Source organism: Achromobacter sp. K91 (assembly GCF_003576205.1).
GTDB lineage: Bacteria > Pseudomonadota > Gammaproteobacteria > Burkholderiales > Burkholderiaceae_B > Achromobacter > Achromobacter aegrifaciens.
In genome coordinates this window covers 1-18,798 of sequence record NZ_QWFB01000060.1, presented here as the reverse complement: position 1 = coordinate 18,798, position 18,798 = coordinate 1, and the positions used below count along the sequence as shown (strand labels likewise).

16 protein-coding genes are annotated in these 18,798 nt (G+C 67.1%); 6 read left to right on the top strand and 10 right to left on the bottom strand.

Annotated elements, in window-relative coordinates:
- Window positions 1-24 precede the first annotated feature (24 nt).
- The 3 genes from DXK93_RS27825 to DXK93_RS27815 are packed head-to-tail and all read right to left on the bottom strand — an operon-like array spanning window position 25 to window position 3,561.
- Window positions 25-834 carry an aminoglycoside phosphotransferase family protein gene (locus DXK93_RS27825; RefSeq protein ID WP_119451799.1) on the bottom strand — a complete coding sequence of 270 codons (810 nt, stop codon included), beginning with the start codon at window positions 832-834 and terminating at the stop codon, window positions 25-27.
- A gap of 28 nt (window positions 835-862) precedes the next feature.
- A complete protein-coding gene (locus tag DXK93_RS27820; protein ID WP_119451798.1) occupies window positions 863-2,128 on the bottom strand; it encodes an MFS transporter in 1,266 nt (421 codons plus the stop codon).
- An 8-nt stretch (window positions 2,129-2,136) separates the two neighbouring features.
- The gene (locus DXK93_RS27815) at window positions 2,137-3,561 is read right to left on the bottom strand and encodes an amidase (RefSeq protein WP_119451797.1); all 1,425 of its coding nucleotides are present in this window, start codon (window positions 3,559-3,561) and stop codon (window positions 2,137-2,139) included.
- 124 nt (window positions 3,562-3,685) lie between these two features.
- Here DXK93_RS27815 and gcvA point away from each other — a divergent pair, with 124 nt between their 5' ends.
- On the top strand, window positions 3,686-4,582 hold the full coding sequence (gene gcvA, locus DXK93_RS27810; RefSeq protein ID WP_054459106.1) for a transcriptional regulator GcvA: 897 nt from the start codon (window positions 3,686-3,688) through the stop codon (window positions 4,580-4,582).
- Window positions 4,583-4,586: 4 nt separating this feature from the next.
- Here gcvA and DXK93_RS27805 read toward each other — a convergent pair whose 3' ends face one another.
- On the bottom strand, window positions 4,587-5,030 hold the full coding sequence (locus DXK93_RS27805; protein WP_119451796.1) for an NUDIX hydrolase: 444 nt from the start codon (window positions 5,028-5,030) through the stop codon (window positions 4,587-4,589).
- Between the two features lie 149 nt (window positions 5,031-5,179).
- Here DXK93_RS27805 and DXK93_RS27800 point away from each other — a divergent pair, with 149 nt between their 5' ends.
- The 4 genes from DXK93_RS27800 to DXK93_RS27785 all read left to right on the top strand — a co-directional run bounded on the left by DXK93_RS27800 (window position 5,180) and on the right by DXK93_RS27785 (window position 8,944).
- A complete protein-coding gene (locus tag DXK93_RS27800) occupies window positions 5,180-6,055 on the top strand; it encodes a LysR family transcriptional regulator (protein WP_119451795.1) in 876 nt (291 codons plus the stop codon).
- A gap of 130 nt (window positions 6,056-6,185) precedes the next feature.
- Window positions 6,186-6,971, top strand: a complete 786-nt coding sequence (locus DXK93_RS27795; protein WP_013393140.1) for an aldolase — start codon at window positions 6,186-6,188, stop codon at window positions 6,969-6,971.
- Window positions 6,972-7,016: 45 nt separating this feature from the next.
- A complete protein-coding gene (locus DXK93_RS27790; RefSeq protein WP_082401350.1) occupies window positions 7,017-8,354 on the top strand; it encodes an MFS transporter in 1,338 nt (445 codons plus the stop codon).
- The gene (locus DXK93_RS27785; RefSeq protein WP_119451794.1) at window positions 8,351-8,944 is read left to right on the top strand and encodes a 2-hydroxychromene-2-carboxylate isomerase; all 594 of its coding nucleotides are present in this window, start codon (window positions 8,351-8,353) and stop codon (window positions 8,942-8,944) included. The genes DXK93_RS27790 and DXK93_RS27785 overlap by 4 nt, the downstream gene beginning before the upstream one ends.
- Before the next feature lie 11 nt (window positions 8,945-8,955).
- On the opposite strand, the gene hutH is transcribed toward DXK93_RS27785, so the two are convergent.
- The 6 genes from hutH to DXK93_RS27755 all read right to left on the bottom strand — a co-directional run bounded on the left by hutH (window position 8,956) and on the right by DXK93_RS27755 (window position 17,221).
- Complete coding sequence (gene hutH, locus DXK93_RS27780; protein WP_054459115.1) at window positions 8,956-10,692, bottom strand: histidine ammonia-lyase; 1,737 nt, start codon at window positions 10,690-10,692, stop codon at window positions 8,956-8,958.
- A gap of 106 nt (window positions 10,693-10,798) precedes the next feature.
- Window positions 10,799-11,878 (bottom strand): MBL fold metallo-hydrolase, encoded by a 1,080-nt coding sequence (locus DXK93_RS27775; RefSeq protein WP_054459116.1) that lies wholly within the window; start codon window positions 11,876-11,878, stop codon window positions 10,799-10,801.
- On the bottom strand, window positions 11,871-13,211 hold the full coding sequence (locus DXK93_RS27770) for an MFS transporter (RefSeq protein ID WP_054459118.1): 1,341 nt from the start codon (window positions 13,209-13,211) through the stop codon (window positions 11,871-11,873). Before DXK93_RS27770 ends, DXK93_RS27775 begins: the two co-directional genes overlap by 8 nt.
- Window positions 13,212-13,331: 120 nt before the next feature.
- The gene (locus DXK93_RS27765) at window positions 13,332-15,008 is read right to left on the bottom strand and encodes a urocanate hydratase (protein ID WP_054459119.1); all 1,677 of its coding nucleotides are present in this window, start codon (window positions 15,006-15,008) and stop codon (window positions 13,332-13,334) included.
- A gap of 10 nt (window positions 15,009-15,018) precedes the next feature.
- Window positions 15,019-16,110 (bottom strand): DUF917 domain-containing protein, encoded by a 1,092-nt coding sequence (locus DXK93_RS27760; protein ID WP_054459120.1) that lies wholly within the window; start codon window positions 16,108-16,110, stop codon window positions 15,019-15,021.
- Between the two features lie 220 nt (window positions 16,111-16,330).
- Entirely contained in the window at window positions 16,331-17,221 is an 891-nt protein-coding gene (locus tag DXK93_RS27755; RefSeq protein ID WP_119451793.1) for a LysR family transcriptional regulator, read from the bottom strand.
- A gap of 99 nt (window positions 17,222-17,320) precedes the next feature.
- Between DXK93_RS27755 and DXK93_RS27750 the strand changes: the two genes are divergently transcribed.
- Window positions 17,321-18,676, top strand: coding sequence for a dihydroorotase family protein (locus tag DXK93_RS27750; RefSeq protein WP_119451837.1), 1,356 nt, complete (start codon window positions 17,321-17,323; stop codon window positions 18,674-18,676).
- The last annotated feature ends 122 nt before the right edge of the window (window positions 18,677-18,798 follow it).

Here is an 18,798-nt window from a genome sequence, read left to right as displayed (position 1 = left end):
TGCCTTGTTTACAGCGGCGGCGATTCAGCGTTCCAGCAGCGCGTGCGCCTGGCGGGCGATGTCCAGGTCGATCGCGGCGTCTTCGCCGCCGCCCATGAACCAGGCGGCGGAGAGTCCGCACCAGGCCAGGATCCATTGCAGCAGCCTGCGGCGCTCCAGGCCCGACTGAGCAACGATGAGCTCCAGCCGCCGCTCGAAGCGCCCAGGCACGATGGCGACGGGCGGAACGGGATCCGCCAGGTCCGGGTTGCAGAAGATGTTGGCGTAGTCGAAGGCGCGCTCGCCATGCAGGCGCTTGGGGTCGATGACCAGCCAGCCGCGTTCGCCGAAGTCCAGGATGTTGTCGTGGTGTACGTCGCCGTGCAGCACCGTCAGGTCGCGCGGACTGTCGAGCAGGGCGCGGGCGTGGCGCGCGCTGTGCGCCAGGATGCCGCCTTGCGCCTGCGCCATGGGCCACAGTTCCTCGAACCATTCTTCCAGCGGACGCAGCGCGGGCAGCGGCTGGGCACGTGGGGCATGCAGGTCCCGCAGCACGCTGCAGATGATGCGGGTGGCCTCGTCGTCGCGCCCGTTGCGGGCGTAGTCCGCCAGCGAGCGCGTGCCGGTGGCCCGCTCCAGCAGGATGGCTGCGTCGTCGTGAGCCAGCACGCGCGCCGCGCCCTGGCCGTCCCACCAGCGCATCAGCACGCCGCCTTGCTTTTCGTCTTCCTCGTGCGAGACCTTGAGCATGGCGGGCAGGCCGCGATGGCGCACGGGCAGCAACTGGGCGGCGTGCGTGATGACGGGAGCGCCGTCGGGAGTGAGTTGCCAGCGGGAAAGGTAGGTTTCGAACATGGGGCGCCGGGAGTGCCTGGATGGATCCCTATAGTAGAGCTGGGCGCGGCGCGGCCTGCGTCGCGCCTTGCCGCGGCAGCAGTGCCGTGATCGCCGCCGCCAAAGCGTTGCCCGCCGCACTGGCGACGATGGGCAGCAGATAGGAGCCGCTGAGGTCGTACGCATGGCCCGCCGCCACCGGACCGATCAGCGTTCCGAACGCCACGCTGGTGTAGAGCGCGCCGATGATGCCGCTGACGTGGCGGCCGCCGAAGTAATCCATGACCACCGCCGGCATCAGCGCCACCCAGCCGCCGTAGAACGCGCCGAACACCAGGGCGAACAAAGCCAGCGTCCAGAACTGGCCGCAAGCGCCCCATAGCGCCAGCGACGCCGCCATGCCGCCATACATCGTGGCGAGCGAGGCGCGCCGGCCCAGGCGGTCGGCCAGCGTGCCCAGCAGGAATCGGCCGGCCGTGCTGCCCACGCCGACCAAGCCCAGCAGCAGCACGGCCAGCCCCGGCGCGATCCCATGATCCAAGGCGTACGGGATGAGATGCACGAAAGGCACGAAGACGCCGAAGGCGCCGGCCATGGCTGCCAGGTACAGCAGCAGGAAGACCCTGCTGCGGATGGCGGTGAGCACCGGCACGCCGGCGGGCGGGGAGGCCGGCGCTGCGCGGACTGTGGAGGCTGCGTCGCCGTCGGGTTGCAGTCCGCGGTCTTGCGGCGAATTTTCAACCCAGCGCGCCGCGGCGCAGCCCAGGACAGCCACCGCCGCGGCCAGCGCCAGATACGCGGCGCGCCAGCCCCACAGTTCGATCAGCGCCGACGCCAGCGGCGGCACCAGCAACGTGCCCACGCCGATGCCGCTGACGGCCAGCCCCGAGGCCAGCCCGCGGCGGCGCAGGAACCAACGCTGCACCGCGCCCACCACCGGTACATAGGCGCAGCCCACGCCCAACCCGACGCCCAGGCCGTAGGCCAGGTAGATCTGCATCATGCTCTGCGCGGCGCTGGCAAGCGCCAGGCCCAACGCCACCAGCAGCATGCCTATCCAGGCCATGCGACGCGAGCCGTATCGGTCCGCCAGCGGACCGCTGACCACGCCGAAACCGAAGTAGAGAAAGCCCGCCAGCGAGAACACCAGCGACACCGCGCCGCGCGTGGCGGAAAAGTCGCGTTGCAAGGCGTCGACGAAGGCGCTGAAGGAATAGGCGCTGCCAAAGCCGAGCAAGGTGATGGCGAAGGCCGCGGCCACCACCCGCCAGCCGTGGAAGATCCGGCTGGCGCCGTGCCGCGCATGCGTGTTCATCTTCGGCCTCACAGTGCCGGCCGGCGCAGATGCCAGCTTGTCGCCGCCTGGAAAGCGGCGCCCAAGCGGAACAGCACGGGCTCGCCCAGATGGGCCGCCACCAGTTGCAGGCCCATGGGCATGCCGGCTTCGCACTGCCCGGCGGGCAGCGTCAGGCAGGGATGCCCGGTCATGTCGAACACGCAGGTATAGCGTTGCAGCGCTTCGACCAGCCCGGGCTGTAGTCCCAGGACGCTGATGGCTTCGAGCGTGAGCGGCGCCATGGGCTGCACTGGCGTCAGCAGCGCATCGACGCGGCCGAACAAGGCGTCGACCTTGCCTCGCATGGCCATGCGACGCAACAGGATGCGCTGGTAGTCGAGGCCGGATAGCGAGCGTCCCGCTTCGATCACGCCGGCCAGCACCGGTCCGTACTCCGCCTTGCGGGATGGATAGGTGCTGGCGTGAGCCACCGCCGCTTCGACCGCGCAGAGCGGCGCCCAGTCGCGCACGGCCTGCGCCGCGTCTTCGATGGGGAACTGCAGCGGCACCAGGGTTGCGCCCAGCTGTTCGAAGGCCTGCATTGCCGATTCCATCATGCGTTGGGTCTGCGCATCTACGTTGCGGTGGTTCCAGTTCATATCCACGCCGATCCGCAGGCCGGCAGCGGGAACGGCGGCCTCCAAGGCGTAGCGCGGCACGGGCGCTTGCAACGCGGTCGGATCCTTCGCGTCGGGTCCGGCAATCGCTTCCAGCAGCGCCGCGGCGTCGGCCGCGCTGCGCGCGATGACGCCGGCGTGATCCAGCGAGGCCGCCAGTTCGAACATGCCGTGGCGGCTGACACGGCCCCAGGTCGGCTTGATGCCGGTCAGCCCCGCGGCCGCGCAAGGCCAGCGGATGGAACCGCCGGTGTCCGAGGCGGTCGCGCCGAAGCACAAGCCCGCGGCCGTCGCCGCCGCCGATCCGCTGGATGAGATGCCGATCCAGTAATCCGCGTGCCAGGGGTTGCGCGGCGGCGCGACGTCGGGGTGATGGTCGGAGTACGCGCCTTCGGTCATTTGCAGCTGCCCCAGCAGCACGGCGCCCGCGTCGCGCAGGCGGCTGGCTACCGTGGCGTCATGGTCGGCGGGCACGCCCCGGTGGATCGCGGCGCCGGCAGCCGTCGGCACGCCCTTGCGCCGGAACAGGTCCTTCAGCGCGAGGGGGACGCCATGCAGGGGGCCGCGGTAGCGCCCCTGGCGTATTTCGATTTCGGCGGCCTGGGCTTCCTGCAGCGCAGAGGCCGCGGTCACATGGGCGTAGCTGCGCAGGTCGCCGTCCAGCGCTTCGATGCGCCGCAGTTGCGCGCGCGTGATCTCCACGGGCGAGACCTCGCCCGCCCGGATCAGGGCGGCGAGCGCCAGCAGATCGAGTTGGTGCAGGTCGGCGGCCTTGATGTCTTCCGTATAGTTCATCTATTCTTTATCCATCTTCTATTCGTCACAGACCCGATCAAGTTAATGTCTGCTGGACCAGCGTACAAACCATGATTTCTATTCGATTTGAATTAGAAAAACTAAATCATTGAACTCTTCGGAAATGACCGCTCCACGACTGCCTCCGCTCAACGCGTTGCGCGCCTTTGAAGCCGCGGCCCGCCATCTGTCGGTGAAGGACGCGGCGCAGGAGCTATGCGTGACGCCCGGCGCGGTCAGCCAGATGATCAAGTCGCTGGAGCAGCATCTGGGCGTGGCGCTGTTTCTGCGCGTGAACCGCGGCATTCAGTTGACGGATGCCGGCCACGGTTACCTGCCGCCGGTGCGCAATGCCTTCCGCCAGATCCTGGCCGCGTCCGCCCGTGTCGCCCAGCCGCCCGAGAGCCGCGTGCTCACCCTCAGCACCACCGCGTTCTTCGCGTCGGCCTGGCTGATCCCTCGATTGCATGACTTCCATGCCCGCCATCCGGAGATCGACCTGCAGCTCGTCACCAGCAACGCGCTGGCGGCCTTCGGCCGGGACGGCGCGGACATCGCGATCCGCCACGGACTGGGCCGCTATGCGGGATTGCAAAGCGAACACCTGCTGACCGTGGAAGTCGTGCCGGTGGCATCGGCCGGCTTGGTGGCGAAGCTGGGGATGCCGGCTGGCGCGCGGGAACTGCTGCGCTGGCCGCGCGTGCATGACGAAGCGCGCAACGGCTGGCAACTGTGGTTTGCGGCGCAGGGCGTGGAGGACGCGGGCATGCCGCGTGGGCCCGCGTTCGATGATGGCAGCCTGCTGCTGCAGGCCGTGGCCGCTGGCCAGGGCGCAGGACTGCTGCCCGTGGCGATGGTGCAGGATGACGTGGCTGCTGGACGCCTGGTCCGGCTGGCCGGCGACGCCTGGCTGGAGGAGTTTGGCTACTACCTCGTGTGGCCGGGCAGGGGCGCCATGCCGGAAAAGGCGCGGGTGTTTCGCGATTGGCTGCTGGAAAGCGGCCTGGGGGAGCCAGCCTGAAACGCTACGGCGCGGCCGATGATAGCGCCGCCGCCTTGCGCGCCAGTTCGGCCACGCCGAAGCTGGTCGCGAGCGAATGATTGTCCAATGCTTCCAGCGGCACCCAGCGGGCGTCGGCGGCATCGTCGCCCGCCACCGGCTCGCCGGCTTGCCAGCGGCAAAGCACCGCGATCAGGATGAAGTGGCGGCGCAGCGCGCCCGCGTCGTCGCGGTCGTAGACGTCCACCGCGTCGAACACATGCAGCGGCTGTGCGCGCACACCGGTTTCTTCCAGCAGTTCACGCGCGGCGGCGGCAAGCACGCCTTCGCCCGCGTCGATCTTGCCGCCGGGAAAGGCCCAGCGGCCCTGGTCAGGCGGGTTGGCGCGTTGCACCAGCAGCACGCGGCCGTCGCGCACGACTGCTGCGATGGTGGCGGCGATGGGACGCTGGGGCGGGGACGCGGTCATGCGAGGTTCCTTTTCGTGGCAGAGGCCTGGGTATGCCAGGGTACGCCAACCCGGCCTTAGCGCAAATCCCCGTAGTGCCGGACCGGTCGCTGGTGCACACTGTCAGCCGCGCCAGCATGAGCGCATCGAAAAGGGGGCGGGAGGGCAGCATGGATACACCGGACCGGCAGTTGCGCTATTTCTTGCGCATCGCGGAACTCAAATCGCTATCGCGCGCGGCCGAGGACCTGGACCAGACCCAGTCCGGGCTGAGCCGGCAACTGGCGGCGCTGGAGGCCCACGTGGGCAAGCCGCTGTTCGTGCGCACAGGCCGCGGCGTGGAATTGACCGAGGCCGGCGCGCGGCTGTTCGACGGCATCCAGCCCGCGTACAGGAACATCGACCGGGTGCTGGAGGCCGTGCGCCAGCGCGAAGGCGTGACGCAGGGCACGGTCCGGCTGGCCACCGTGCATACGCTCAGTTACTACTTCATGGCAGAAGTGGTGGCCAGTTTCGTCAGCAGCCATGAACACGTGAACCTGTCCGTAATGGGCCGCAGTTCGCCCGAGGTGGTGGCGCTGGTGGAGAGCGGCAAGGCGGACGTGGGCTTCGTCTACGACGCGGCTGTGGCTTCGGACAACCTGGCGTCGGCCACCCTGTTCGATGACGACATGTGCCTGATCGTGCGCGGCGACGTGCCCATGCAGGACGACGTCGACCTGGCCGGCATGGACCTGCGGCTGGTGGGCTTTCCGCCGCATTATGCGCTGCGCAAGATGATCCATAGCGCGGGGCTGGAGCCGGAGTTCGTGGCCGAGGCCGAAACCATAGACGCCATGCTCAAGCTGGTGTCCTCGGGCGTGGGCGCCTGCATCCTGCCGTCCCGCATCCCCGACAAGCTGCTGACCGAGTACGGCCTGCGCAAGGTCCGGGTCCAGAGCCCCATCTTGCGGCGGCGCGTGGTCGCCATCACGCTGGCCAACCGCCAGCCCCTGCCGCTGGTGAGCGAGCTGCTGGCCGTCGCCCACCGCATCGCGGCGCAATAGCCGGCCTGGCGGGTCGAATAGCAGCTATGACGCTGGCTGCATGGCTGTATCGCGGCTGGTTTTCCATACTGTGCATACCTCGCGCGGCGTCCGGTGGCGCCGATGGCGCGGGCATTACACAGGGGAAGACATGAGCACCGCATTACGAGAGAAATCCTATTTCGACACCCGCGCCACGCAGGAAATGGCGCGCCATCTGCACGCCGTGCCGCGCAGCATCCAGGAAACCATGGCCTATGCCTGTCGCATCCTGGCCATGACCGAACAGGAAGCCGGGCTCGCCGGCCAGATCAGCGTGCGCTCGCAGCGTCCGGGGGCCTACTGGACCTTGCGCTTCGGGCTGGGCTTTGACGAAGCCACGCCGGCCGATTTCATCGAAGTGGACCGCGACCTGCACACGCTGACGGGCGAGGGCATGGCCAACCCGGCCACGCGCTTTCACCTGTGGGTATACGAAGCGCGGCCCGACGTGCAGTCCATCATCCACACGCATTCGCCCTGGGCTTCGGCGCTGGCCGCGGCGCGCCAGCCGCTGGTGATCTCGCAGATGGACATGACGCCCTTGCACGACGACTGCGCCTTCCTGGGGGAATGGCCAGGCGTGCCGATCGCTGACCAGGAAGGGGTGATCATCTCCGGCGCGCTGGGCAAGAAGCGCGCCATCATCCTGGCACATCACGGCTACCTGACGGCCGGCGTGTCTTGCGAAGAGGCGACCTACCTGTCGGTCTACCTGGAACGCGCGGCGCGCATGCAGATCCGCGCGCAGGCCTTCGGCCCGCTGACGCCGGTGGACGATGCGCTGGCGCGCGAAGCGCACGACTATCTGCTCAAGCCCTCGATCGTCAATGCGACGTTCAATTACTGGGCCCGGCAGACGCATGGCATTGCGCCCTTGCCGCTGCCCGCCGCCTGATACCGCGCAGCCCCATTCCTCCAGAACTTTTTTCGGGGAGTCATGATGATGACGACCAAGCCTGCGGCTGCGCGCTCGCGCCGCGATTACGTGACGGCCGGACTGGCCAGCATGATGGGCACCACCATCGAGTGGTACGACTTTTTCCTTTACGGCACCGCTGCCGCGCTGATTTTCAACAAGATCTTCTTTCCTTCCTTCGATCCGCTGACGGGCACGCTGGCGGCGTTCGCCACCTATTCCGTGGGCTTTTTCGCACGGCCGCTGGGCGGCGTGATCTTCGGCCACTACGGCGACAAGATCGGCCGCAAATCCATGCTGCTGATCACCCTGTTGCTGATGGGCGTGCCCACCATCCTGATCGGACTGATCCCTTCCTATGAACAGATCGGCTACTGGGCCGCGGTGCTGCTGGTGCTGATGCGCTTCCTGCAAGGCATCGCGGTCGGCGGCGAATGGGGCGGGGCAGTGCTGATGGCGGTGGAGCATGCGCCGGATGGCAAGAAGGGCTTTTTCGGCAGCCTGCCGCAAGCCGGCGTGGCGCCGGGCCTGATCCTGTCGTCGCTGGCGATGGGGGCGGTCGCGACCTTGCCCGAGGCCGACATGCTGGCCTGGGGCTGGCGCCTGCCTTTCCTGGCCAGCGTGGTTCTGCTGCTGGTGGGCTGGTTCATCCGGGTCAAGGTGGCCGAGTCGCCAGACTTCGAGCAGATGAAAGAGAAGGGCGCCAAGGTCGAAGTGCCGGTGGCGGAAGTCCTGAAGCACCATCGCCGCGCGCTGCTGGTGGTGGTGGGCGCAAGGCTGGCGGAAGTGACCTGGTTCTATACCGTGGTGACGTTCTCGCTGGCCTACGCCACGGGCACGCTGGGCATTGCGCGTTCCGTGATGCTGGACGCCACGATCTGGGGCGCGGCCGTGGCGCTGTTCACCATGCCGCTGTTCGGCATGCTGGGCGACAAGATCGGGCACAAGTGGGTGTTCATGGCCGGCACCCTGGGCATCCTGGCGTGCGCGCCGGTGTTCTTCCATCTGCTGGGCACGCGGGACACGGGCTGGATCATCCTGGCGGTTTGCCTGGCGGTCGGCCTGGTCTACGCTTGCCTCTATGGGCCGGAAGGCACCTTGTTCTCCAGCCAGTTCCCGGCCGAGGTGCGCTACACGGGCATATCGCTGGCGGTACAGGTGTCCGGCGCCATCGGCGGCGGCCTGGCGCCCATCGTGGCGACCTGGCTGCTGGCCAAGGGCGGGGGCGATCCCCAGTACGTGGTGTGGTACCTGAGCATCCTGGGTGTGATCGCCCTGTTCAGCGCCTGGCTGATGCGCAGCGAGGCGCCTGCGGTTGCGGCCTTGCGGGTGCCGGCCCGCGCCAACCTGAGGACGCCATGAAGACCATCGACTATTACTTCTGGATGAACTCCGACTGGGCCTACCTCGGCGCCGACAGGCTGGAGGCGCTGGCGGCGCGCCAGCAGGCGGTGATCCGCTACCTGCCGGTGGACCTGCCCGAGGTCTACGCCCGCACCGGCGGCATCCTGCTGGGCCTGCGCGCACCTGAGCGCCAGGCTTACCGCGTGACGGAGCTGGCGCGCTGGTGCCGCAAGCTGGACATCCGCGTCAATCCGCAACCGGCCTATATGTGCCCGGATGCCAGCCTGGCTTCGCGCATCGTCATCGCGGCGGACCATGCCGGCCTGCCGGTGGCGGCGCTGTACAAGGCGATCCTGAAAGCGGAGTGGTGCGACGAGCAGGACATCTCCGACGAGGCCACCCTGCGCGCCATCCTGGCGCAGCAGGGGCTGGATGCTCCGGCGCTGCTGGCCGCGGCGGCCGAGCCCGGCATCGAGGCCGTCTACCGCCGCAACACCAACGACGCGGTCGCGGCCGGGGTGTTCGGATCGCCATCGTATGTGTACCGGGGCGAAGTGTTCTGGGGGCAGGACCGGCTGGAGATGCTGGAGGAGGCGGTGGCGGCGTAGGCTGGGAGGCGTCAGCGCGCCGTAGAGGCCGCTGCCGGCTGCTGCTGCCTGGCGTGAGCCAGGAAATCGGCCGCAACGACGATGTCTTCGTCGTTGCGGCGGTCTTCCTTCATGTAGGGGACGCGCTCGCGGAAGTCATGCCGCAACGCGCCAGTGCCTGTCCCGACGGCGAAATCGGGATGCTTGGCCACGCGCAAGTCCACCGCCTGGGCGGCGTGCATCAGTTCCACCGCGAGCAGGGTGGTCAGCCGGTCGATCTGAGCGGCCACTCTGCGGCCCGTGGCGGGGGCATTGGTCCCCACGTCTTCGATATTGCCGGCCTGGGGCTGCACATCGGTGGCGATCGGCAGCGCCAGGACCCGTATCTCGGCGGCAAGCGACGAGACGGTTTTCTGGATCGGGCCATATCCGATCGAGCCATTGCCCGGGCTGAGAAACCGCGGCAGCCCGGTGAACGCCGTATCGGTCAACCGAAGCGTGCGCTGCGCCGACAACTGGGCCACCTGTGACAAGGCCACGCCCATGCTCTGCAAGGGCAGGGCCCAGGCGCTGGGATCGAATCCGGCGTTGGGAATCACGGCGCCCTGGACTGGACCCTGCGTGACGTAGAACTGCAATTCATAAGGCTGGGCATCGCTTGCGGGCCGGGCATCCAGCGCCACGGTAGGGTTGTCGTCGGAACTATTGATCTGCAGCAGCAGTTGTCGCTGCAGCAGCTCCAGCATGTCCCGGGCGGCCCCATGGGCCTGGCTCACCGTGCGAAAGCTCAACGGATCCTGCAGCGCGCGTTTCGGGTCCTGCCGCCACAGCGAGCTGCCACGCAACAGCGTGAGGATATGTTGGGCCGTGCTTACCTGCCCGTCATACGGGCGTTGGGCCTGGGACGCGGACAACAGCGGAGCGAGGTTGCCGTCCAGCCCTTCAAGCGACAGCGCGGCGACCGCATCGGCCTGGGAAAGCAGCCTGGCGGCGTCCAACGCCGCCAGCGACGCGACGGCGGCGCCATAGGCATTGGAACTGACGATGGCCAGCGCGTCTTTGCCGAAGGGTTGTATCGGCGTCAGCCCCGCCTGACGCAATGCCTGCGACGCGGGCAGGCGCTGACCGCCGTAGTAGGCCTGGCCTTCGCCCATCATCGCCAGTCCGATCTGCGGAAGAATCGTAATGTCGGCCTGCCCGACCGAACCCTCGCCGAACATGACGGGGGTCACCCCGCGATTGAGGAATTCGGCGTACTGGCGCAGCACGGCAGGCTGCAATCCGGCGCCGCCGAACAGGGCCGTGTTCAGCCGGATGAGCATCGCGGCCCGCGTGACTTCCTGGGGCGCCTCGCTGCCGTAGGCGGCGCTGTGCGAGCGCAGCAGGTTGCGGTTGAACTGCTCCGACAGCTTGCGGACCTCGGGCGAAATCGCGCCGCCCTGGAATATGGTCTGGTCCTTGTTCAGACCCACGCCCCGGTTCAATCCGTACACCGGGCGGTCCAGTCGCGCATACGCCAGCAGCAGCTCATAGGAGCGTTCCGCCCGCTGCATTGCGTCGTCGGCCACCGTCACGCGGCAGCCTTGCCTGGCCACGGATTCGATCTGCGCCAGGGTCAGCGAGCGGCCGTCCAGCTCGACTGGCGCGCAGGCGGCTGCGGTGGCGGCCAATGGCCAGAGCAAGGCGCCGAGCAGGGCGGCGCCCAGTGAACGGCGGATGAGTGCGCCATGGAGGCGGGTAGGGGAGAACGGTGAGTTCAGCGTGGGCATTGCGACTCCTGGCATGACGGAAGCTACGGATGCTGTGGATGCGGCGCGCCCCGCGGACCGACTGGCGGTCCGCGGAGGAAAGCGTGCAAATTGGGGGGGGCGGGCGTTAGGGACCGAGGGGCAGGCGCAGCAGGTCCTGTCCCAGCACTACCGGTCCCTGGAAGGTCTGCCGTGCCTGGAGCCAATGCTCCGCCGGGGCGTCGCCCGGGACCAGGTGGGACAGCACCAGCGTCTTGACGCCAGCGCGGGTGGCAACTTCGCCGACCTGTTGCGGCGTGGTGTGGGCTTCCAGCAGTTGGCGGGCCAACGCTTGCTGGCGGGCATCCCAGGGCTTGGCGCCGACGATGTGGTCGACCCAGGCCGGATCGATCGCCTCGTGCACCAGGAAGTCCGCGCCGCGGGCCAGCTTGATCAGGTTTTCGCTGACCGCGGTATCGCCGGAGAACACCACGGAACCCGCCTTGGTGTCGAAACGGTAGGCGAAATTGGGATACACCAGCCCGTGCGGAACCAGGATGGCGCTGACCTTGACGCGCTCGTCCTGCCAGACTGGGAACGGGTCCATCGGCGGGGCCGGGTCGGTGTTGGGGTCCTTGACCACGCCGTCCGGAACCTCGATGTCGTGCGCCTGGAAGAACTGCCGGATGTCCGGCACGCCTTCGCTGCGCACCCGGATGTTCAGATCGGCCGACATGCCGGCAATGACCGATTCGACCAGGTCGCGAGTCCCCGCGGAAGGATTCTCCGAGTGGATCACGGGGGCGTCCTTCATGCCAGGCGCGAGCGGCGGCAGCGCGCCGCGCCGGCCAGGCCCGTAAATCTGCATCGATGCCTTGGCGCGGCGGCGGGCGCTGGGGTCATACATGAGCAGGTTGGCCAGATCGATGATGTGGTCGGTATGCAGATGCGTCAGGAAGACGGCCTGCTCCGAGCCGGGCTTGACGCCCGCGCGGCGCAACTGGCGATAGGCGCCCGAGCCCAGGTCGACGACGTAGGCCTTGCCATCCACCAGTACGGCCGAGGATATTCCGTGCGGCGAGTCATCCCCGTACCAGGTCGGGCCGCCGGCGACCCCCAGGAGCACCAGCTCGGCCGAGCCGGGCGGTTCAGCCGCGAGCGGCGCCGAACAAAAGCAGGCCAAGGTCAGGGCGGCGGCTGCGATCCATGTCTTGCGCGCGTCAAACATGGCGGCCCTGCGGAAGAAGGGTCAGCGCCACCAGTGCGACCACGCAGGCGCCCATCACGTAGAGCGCGGGCGCAAACGCCACGCCCGTGGTGTAGGTGATCCAGGTAAGAATGGCGGGCGCGAATCCGCCCAGCACCGTGACCGCCGTGTTGTACGACAGGGACATGCCCGAAGACCGGACTGCCGTGGGAAACACTTCCGACAAGGCCGCGGGGGCCACGCCCACGTACATCGCCACCATCAGGCAGAACAGCGATTGCACCACGATGAGTGCGCCCAGGGTGTGTGTCGCCTTCAGCCACATCATCAGCGGGTAGACGGCGATCAGCAGGATCAGCGCCGCTGCGCGCAGAACGGTGCGGCGCCCGTAGCGGTCCGACAGCGTGCCGGAAAATACGCAACCGCCGATCAGAAACAGATTGCCCACGAGCGCCGCCGTGAAGGCCTGTGAACTGGAGAAGCCCAGCGATTTCTGCACATAAATGGGCATGAAGATGATCAGCGCGTAGGGGCCGACCGCCCACAGCACCGACATGCACAGGCCGGTCAGAAGCTCCTTGGGGTAGTTGCGCAGGACCGCCAGCAGCGGCGCCTTGACGTGGTCGCCCTGGCGCTCCTGGCGCGCCTGTTCCTCGCGGAAATGCGGCGTTTCGTCCAGCGCCCGCCGCATCCACAGACCCACCGGCGCGATCGCCAGCCCGATGATGAACGGCACGCGCCAGCCCCATTCGCCCACCTGTTGTTCGGTCAGCAGCGTGGTGACCAAGGTCGCCACCAGCGCGCCCAGCAGGTTGGAGATGCCCATGCTGGCCTGCAGCCACGAGGCATACTGGCCGCGTTTGCCCTCTGGCGCATGTTCGACCAGGAAGGCGGTGGCGCCGCCGACCTCGCCGCCGGCAGAGAAACCTTGCAGCACGCGGCCGCAGACGATCAGCAGCGGGGCTCCCACGCCGATCGCGGCATACGGCGGAGCTGCCGCGATCAGCAGCGTGCCCACGGCCATCAGCATGATGGTCAGGGTCAATGCCGCCTTGCGGCCGGCGCGGTCGCCATAGGAACCCAGCACCAACGCGCCCAGGGGACGCACCACGAAGCCCAGGCCGAAGGCCAGGAACGAGGCCATCAGTTGCACGGTGGGATCGGAGTTGTGGAAAAAGTTCTGTCCGATGTAGACAGCGAAGAGGGCATAGACGGTGAAGTCATACCATTCGAGGGCATTGCCGGCCGACGCGGCAATCACTGCCTTGCGGCCGCTGCGCTCCTGCGCCGTGGCCTGATGCGCCGGACGGCCGGGTGGAGCTCCGGCTCCCGGATTGATCGTGATGTCTTTCATTGCTTTCCCCTGGAATCATGCGTGCTTGGAGCACGCTCTGAATAAACTGAAAATGAACCGCCGCCCCTTGGCCCTGCGGCGGCACGCGCACGCCTTCAAGCATCGTGCCGCCCACGGTCGCTAGTCGCTCTGTCCAGGGCTGTTGTGGCTGTATCGGGTGGTGTCGATTCGTGCGATGTTCTTCTTGCGCACTTCGTCCAGCGCGTCTTCGTAGCCCGCATCCGCATAGCGCAGTACGCCGCTGGCCGTGTCGTTGGTCATCGACAGGCGCAGGCGCTGGTCGGCGGCCTCGGTGCCGTCCGCCACCACGGTTACGCCGGCGCTGGTCATGTAGCCGCTGTATCCGCCGCCGCCCGAATGGATCGCCACCAGGTCGGCGCTGGACGAGCAATTGATCATGGCATTGAGCAACGGCCAGTCGGCGATGGCGTCGGAGCCGTCGCGCATGTTTTCCGTCATGATGTTCGGATGGGCCATGGCGCCGGCGTCCAGGTGGTCGCGTGTGAAGGCCACGGGCCCGCTCAGCACGCCTTCGCGCACCATCCGGTTCACTTCCAGCGCCAGCTCGGTACGCTCGCCGTGGCCGAGCCAGGCGATGCGCGCGGGCAGGCCCTCGAACGGCACTTCCTTGCGCGCCAGCCGGATCCAGTTGGACACGATGAAGTTGTCCGGGAAACGTTGCAGCAGGAAGTCGTCGATCTTGCGGATGTCGTCCGCGTCGTTGGACAGCGCGATCCAGCGGAACGGACCGATGGCGCGCGCGAACAGGGGCCGCAGGAACGCCTCGGTGAAAACCGGGATTTCGAACGCGCGCTCGACGCCGCCCTGTTTCGCATGGGTGCGGATCAGGTTGCCGTTGTCGAAGACGATCGAACCGCGGTCCTTGAATCCCAGCATCGCGGTGACGTGGCGGACGATGGAGGCGCGGCTGGCGTCCATCAGCCCAGGCACGTCGTTGCGGCGCATGTCGGCCACCTGTTCCAGCGTATGCCCGGCGGGAATGTAGCCGTAGACCAGGTCGTGCGCCGAGGTCTGGTCGGTGACGATATCGGGCACGATGCCGCGGGCCAGGATTTCGGGGTAGACGTCCGCGGCATTGCCCAACAGGCCGACCGAAACGGGTTCGCGGCGGGCCTGTGCCGCCTGGATCAACTCCAGGGCTTCGTCCAGGGTGTCGGCGCGCCGTTCAAGAAAGCCTGCCTTGATGCGTTTTTCGATGCGCTCGGGGTTGATCTCCACCGTGAGGATGGCGGCATTCGCCATGCGGCCGGCCAGCGGCTGCGCGCCGCCCATGCCGCCCATGCCCGCCGTCAGGATGAAGCGTCCCCGCAGATCGTTGTCGAAGTGGCGTTCAGCGATGCGCGAGAAGATCTCATAGGTGCCCTGGATCACGCCTTGCGAGCCGATGTACTGCCAGTCGCCCGCCGTCAGTCCGCCCCAGCAGATCAGGTTGTCGCGTTCCATCTGGTAGAAGTTCTCGGCATGCGCCCACTGGCCGACCATGTTGCAGTTAGCCATGATCACGATTGGCGCTTGCGGATGCGTGCGCAGCACGCCTATGGGTTTGCCCGACTGGACGATGAGGGTCTGGTCCTCCTCCAGTTCCATCAGGGCCTGCACCATGGCGTCATGCGCGGGCCAGTCGCGCGCGGCCCGGCCCAGCGCGGCGTAGACCACCAGGTTGGCCGGGTCTTCGCCCACCGCCAGCACGTTTTCCAGCAGGCGCAGCAGCGCTTCCTGGCGCCAGCCTTTGCAGCGCAGGGTGCTGCCGCCGGGGATGTTGAATTCTCGTTTCACGCCGTTTACCTCAGGATGCCAATGCGTAGTCGGTGAAGTTCATGCCCAGCGCCTTTTCCACGATGGGATAGACGGAAGGATCCGTCACACTGGAAGACAGGGGGATGTGTTGCTTTTGCACGTGCAGCACGCTGACTTGCAGGCCCTCGCGCAGCTTGCCCGCGCTGACGGGGTTACCGTCGCTGTCCAGCGTGGTGATCACATCCGGATAGCAGGCCACCCGTTCTCCCTGGCCGTCGGTCACCGCCATGTGTTCGTTCATCACATGGATGATGCGCTTGGAGGCGCCTTCGCCGATTTCGACGGTGCCGATGTCGAAGGCTTCGTCGGTGTAGCGCAGCGTATTGCGCACCACCTTGCCGGAAGCGATGATCTCGCCCTGCGTGGCTTTGCAGATCGCGTCGATGACCGCGCTGCCGCCGCGCGCTTGTGCGGCGATGATGGCCTCGCCCAGCGCCAGGGCCTTGCTGATGCCGCCCAGCGCTGCATGGCGGCGCACATAGGAAGCGCGTATGGGGTTGCGGCAGCTGGCGATGAAGCCGCCCGCCATGTCGGCCGCCTTGCGCAGCACCGGCGATACCTTGCCGGTGGCGCCATGGACGGTCAGCTCCATATAGGAATTGCTGGCGCGGTTGCCACCCACCGCGCACTGGATCATCGGTTCCGGGCTGCCCGCCAATCCCAGCGAACCCATGTCGCCGGTGGGGTGGGCGCGGATGTCGCCGACGGCGTCGACGACCTTGGTTCCCAGCACGGCCGAAGGCAGCCAGCCGTTCAGCGTGCTGGACATGCCGTTCTGGCCGATGATCAGCCCGTAGATCCGCTCTCCGAGCGCGTCCTGCAGCCGTTGCGCGGCCTTGACGTAGTCGATGCCCAGCATTTGCCAGTCGGTGAGCCCGCCCGGCGCGCCAATCGCGGCCGCCGTGGCGATCCAGGCGTCGTCCGGCACCTCATCCATGGTTACCAGTTCAGGGCGGCCTATGGTGACGGCAAGCGAGCCCAGCTCACGCCCATGCTCGGCCCAGCCGCCTCCGCCGCAGGCGAATACCGACCCGCCTCGAACCGCAGCCTCGACATCTTGCATCGTCAAAATTCTTCCCATGACGCCTTTCCTCCCGGTTGCTCATTTCAATGATTCCCGCAACGGTTGCGGGATGGACGGGGGGATCATAGGAAGCAGCCTTGATAATGTCGTATTACCTTTTATGCTTTGTACATAACATGGTGTTAATTACTGGACGCGCTCATAGCGGAGCGCTTGGGCAGCGGGAAAAGGGCCTGAGGGATATCCCCTAGTCTCGTGATCGAGGCGCCGGGCTGATTCAGCCGCGCTGGTCGAGCTTGTGGAGCACGTCGATGAAGGCTAGCGCCAGCCGGGACAGGGGCTGGAGCGCGAGATGAAACACATTGACCGGCGCGTTCACGGTGCCGATGATCGGCAGGGTCACCACTTCCGACCAGATCGGCCCGGCTACCGTAATCTCGTCCACCAGCGCCACGCCTGCGCCAGCTTGGACCAGGGCGCAGGCGACGTGCGCCTGCTGGACCTCGATGCGCGGTTCGGGTTGTGCATGTTCGCCGCCGAACAGCTTGTTGATCAACATGCCGAAGGGAATGTCCGCGCTGTAACCGATCAGCGGCTCTTCGGCCAGATCGTGCACCGTCACGCGGCCGCGCGCCGCCAGCGGATGCCCTTTGGGCAGCACCGCCACGATCTGGTTTTCATACAGCGGCTGCCACGCCAGGCTGGGGTGTTCCACCGGCATGTAGGCCACGCCCAGTTCCACCTGTTGCGTCAACAGCGATTGCTGCATCACCGTGGGGATCAAGGTTTGCAGGACGATGCGCACTTCCGGGAATTGCCGTCGGAACTGCGCGATGGCGCGGGGCAGCAAGGACTGGCCCAGGCTGGGGCTGCAGGACAGGCGCAGTTGCCCCTCGCGGTTTTCGGCGAGATTGTCGGCGACCTCGTTCACGCGCTGCACGTTCTGGTACAGCGCCGTGACCTCCACGAACAGCCGGTGGGCCTCAGGGGTGGGGTACAGCCGGCCCTTGATGCGCTGGAACAGCATCAAGCCCAGGCGCTGCTCCGTATAGGCGATCAGCCGGCTGACCGCGGGCTGCGAAACAAACAGCAGCTTGGATGCGCCGCTGATGGAGCCGCTGAGCATGATGGCCCGGAAGACTTCGATCTGCCGCAGATTCAATTTCATATGCTTAACCTGATGTTAATTCTCACGCACATATAAGCATAAGACGTTTTGGATGGCCGCTCCTACACTGCCTGCACTCAACACAGGATGGAAGCGGTCATGAGCGATTTCGATTTGGTGGTGCGCGGCAACATCGTCGACCCGGATGGCGTGGTGATGGACGGCTGGCTGGCGGTCAGGGACGGCAAGGTCGCGGCGCGCGGCGCTGGCGAGGCCCCCGCGGGCCGCGACAGCGTGGATGCGCGGGGCCAGTGGATCGTGCCCGGCGTGGTCGACGGCCAGGTGCATTCGGGCAGCCAGCTGAACCAGGAAGGACTGGGCTGGGCATCGCGCGCGGCTGCCGCCGGCGGGGTGACGGTCATGGTCGACATGCCCTACGACGATCCGGAACCCGTGGCTTCGCGTCCGCAGCTCGACGCCAAGATCGCCGAGGTGGAGCGCGATTGCCATGTGGACGTGGCGCTGTTCGGCACCCTGAACACCCAGCACGGCGTGGCGGCCGCGGCGGGGCTTATCGAAGGCGGCGTATGCGCCTTCAAGTTTTCGACCTTCGAAGCGACCCCGGGCCGATTTCCCCGCATCGAGGAAGACGATCTGTACGAAGCCTTCCGCCTGATCGCTCCATCCGGACTGGTTTGCGGCGTACACAACCAGATGCAGGAACTGACCCGCAAGAACATCGCGCGGCTGGTCGAGGCCGACGACACCGGCTGGGACGCGTTCATGCGCGCGCATACGCCGCTGATCGAGAACCTGGCGACGGCGCTGATCTATGAGATCGGCGCCGAAACCGGCGCGCGCGCCCATGCGGTACACGTGTCGACTTCCCGCGGTTTCGAGATCTGCAATATGTACCGCCGCAACGGCCATCGCGCCAGCATCGAAACCTGCGTGCAGTATCTGATGCTGAACCACGAAGAGCACACCCGCCGCTTCGGCGCGAAGACCAAGCACTATCCGCCGATCCGTCCCAAGGCCGAGGTCGACCTGCTCTGGACCCATATCGCCAAGGACGAATGCACCTTCGTGTCGTCGGACCATGTCAGCTGGGGCCTGGAGCGCAAGCAGAATCCGAACGTATTCAAGAACTCGTCCGGCGGCCCGGGCCTGGAAACGCTGTTGCCCGCTTTCTGGACCGGCTGCGAAGAGCATGGCATCGCGCCGTCCATGGTGGTGCGCCAACTGAGCCGCAACCCCGCGCAGCACTTCCTGCTGGATGACCGCAAGGGTTCGTTGGAGGTGGGCAAGGACGCCGACATCGTCATCCTCAAGCCGGAACGTTATGCCTTCGATCCGTCTACCAGCCTGTCGGCGGTGCAATGGAGTTCGTTCGAAGGCCGCGAGTTCACCGTGCGCGTCGCGGGCACCTGGTGCCGCGGCCAGCAGGTCTACGATGGCAAGGGCATCGTCAATCAGAAGGGCGACGGCCGCTTCCTGCGTCCGCGCCAGGCCTGAGGGAAACGGCAATGTCTGTGCAGTTTCCTCCCCTGAACGCCGAGCGCCTCTGGGCCCGCGTCGAAACCCTTTCCCGTTTCACCCTGCCCGACGTCCCCTGGACGCGCCGCGCATTCTCGCCG

Excerpts from the sequence above, each read along its gene's own strand:
- DXK93_RS27785 (WP_119451794.1), top strand. The coding sequence starts at position 8,351 with ATGAAGACCATCGACTATTACTTCTGGATGAACTCCGACTGGGCCTAC.
- DXK93_RS27755 (WP_119451793.1), bottom strand. The coding sequence starts at position 17,221 with ATGAAATTGAATCTGCGGCAGATCGAAGTCTTCCGGGCCATCATGCTC.
- DXK93_RS27775 (WP_054459116.1), bottom strand. The coding sequence starts at position 11,878 with ATGTTTGACGCGCGCAAGACATGGATCGCAGCCGCCGCCCTGACCTTG.
- DXK93_RS27815 (WP_119451797.1), bottom strand. The coding sequence starts at position 3,561 with ATGAACTATACGGAAGACATCAAGGCCGCCGACCTGCACCAACTCGAT.
- DXK93_RS27825 (WP_119451799.1), bottom strand. The coding sequence starts at position 834 with ATGTTCGAAACCTACCTTTCCCGCTGGCAACTCACTCCCGACGGCGCT.
- DXK93_RS27795 (WP_013393140.1), top strand. The coding sequence starts at position 6,186 with ATGAGCACCGCATTACGAGAGAAATCCTATTTCGACACCCGCGCCACG.
- DXK93_RS27820 (WP_119451798.1), bottom strand. The coding sequence starts at position 2,128 with ATGAACACGCATGCGCGGCACGGCGCCAGCCGGATCTTCCACGGCTGG.
- DXK93_RS27770 (WP_054459118.1), bottom strand. The coding sequence starts at position 13,211 with ATGAAAGACATCACGATCAATCCGGGAGCCGGAGCTCCACCCGGCCGT.
- DXK93_RS27750 (WP_119451837.1), top strand. The coding sequence starts at position 17,321 with ATGAGCGATTTCGATTTGGTGGTGCGCGGCAACATCGTCGACCCGGAT.
- gcvA (WP_054459106.1), top strand. The coding sequence starts at position 3,686 with ATGACCGCTCCACGACTGCCTCCGCTCAACGCGTTGCGCGCCTTTGAA.
- DXK93_RS27790 (WP_082401350.1), top strand. The coding sequence starts at position 7,017 with ATGATGACGACCAAGCCTGCGGCTGCGCGCTCGCGCCGCGATTACGTG.
- hutH (WP_054459115.1), bottom strand. The coding sequence starts at position 10,692 with ATGCCCACGCTGAACTCACCGTTCTCCCCTACCCGCCTCCATGGCGCA.
- DXK93_RS27805 (WP_119451796.1), bottom strand. The coding sequence starts at position 5,030 with ATGACCGCGTCCCCGCCCCAGCGTCCCATCGCCGCCACCATCGCAGCA.
- DXK93_RS27760 (WP_054459120.1), bottom strand. The coding sequence starts at position 16,110 with ATGGGAAGAATTTTGACGATGCAAGATGTCGAGGCTGCGGTTCGAGGC.
- DXK93_RS27800 (WP_119451795.1), top strand. The coding sequence starts at position 5,180 with ATGGATACACCGGACCGGCAGTTGCGCTATTTCTTGCGCATCGCGGAA.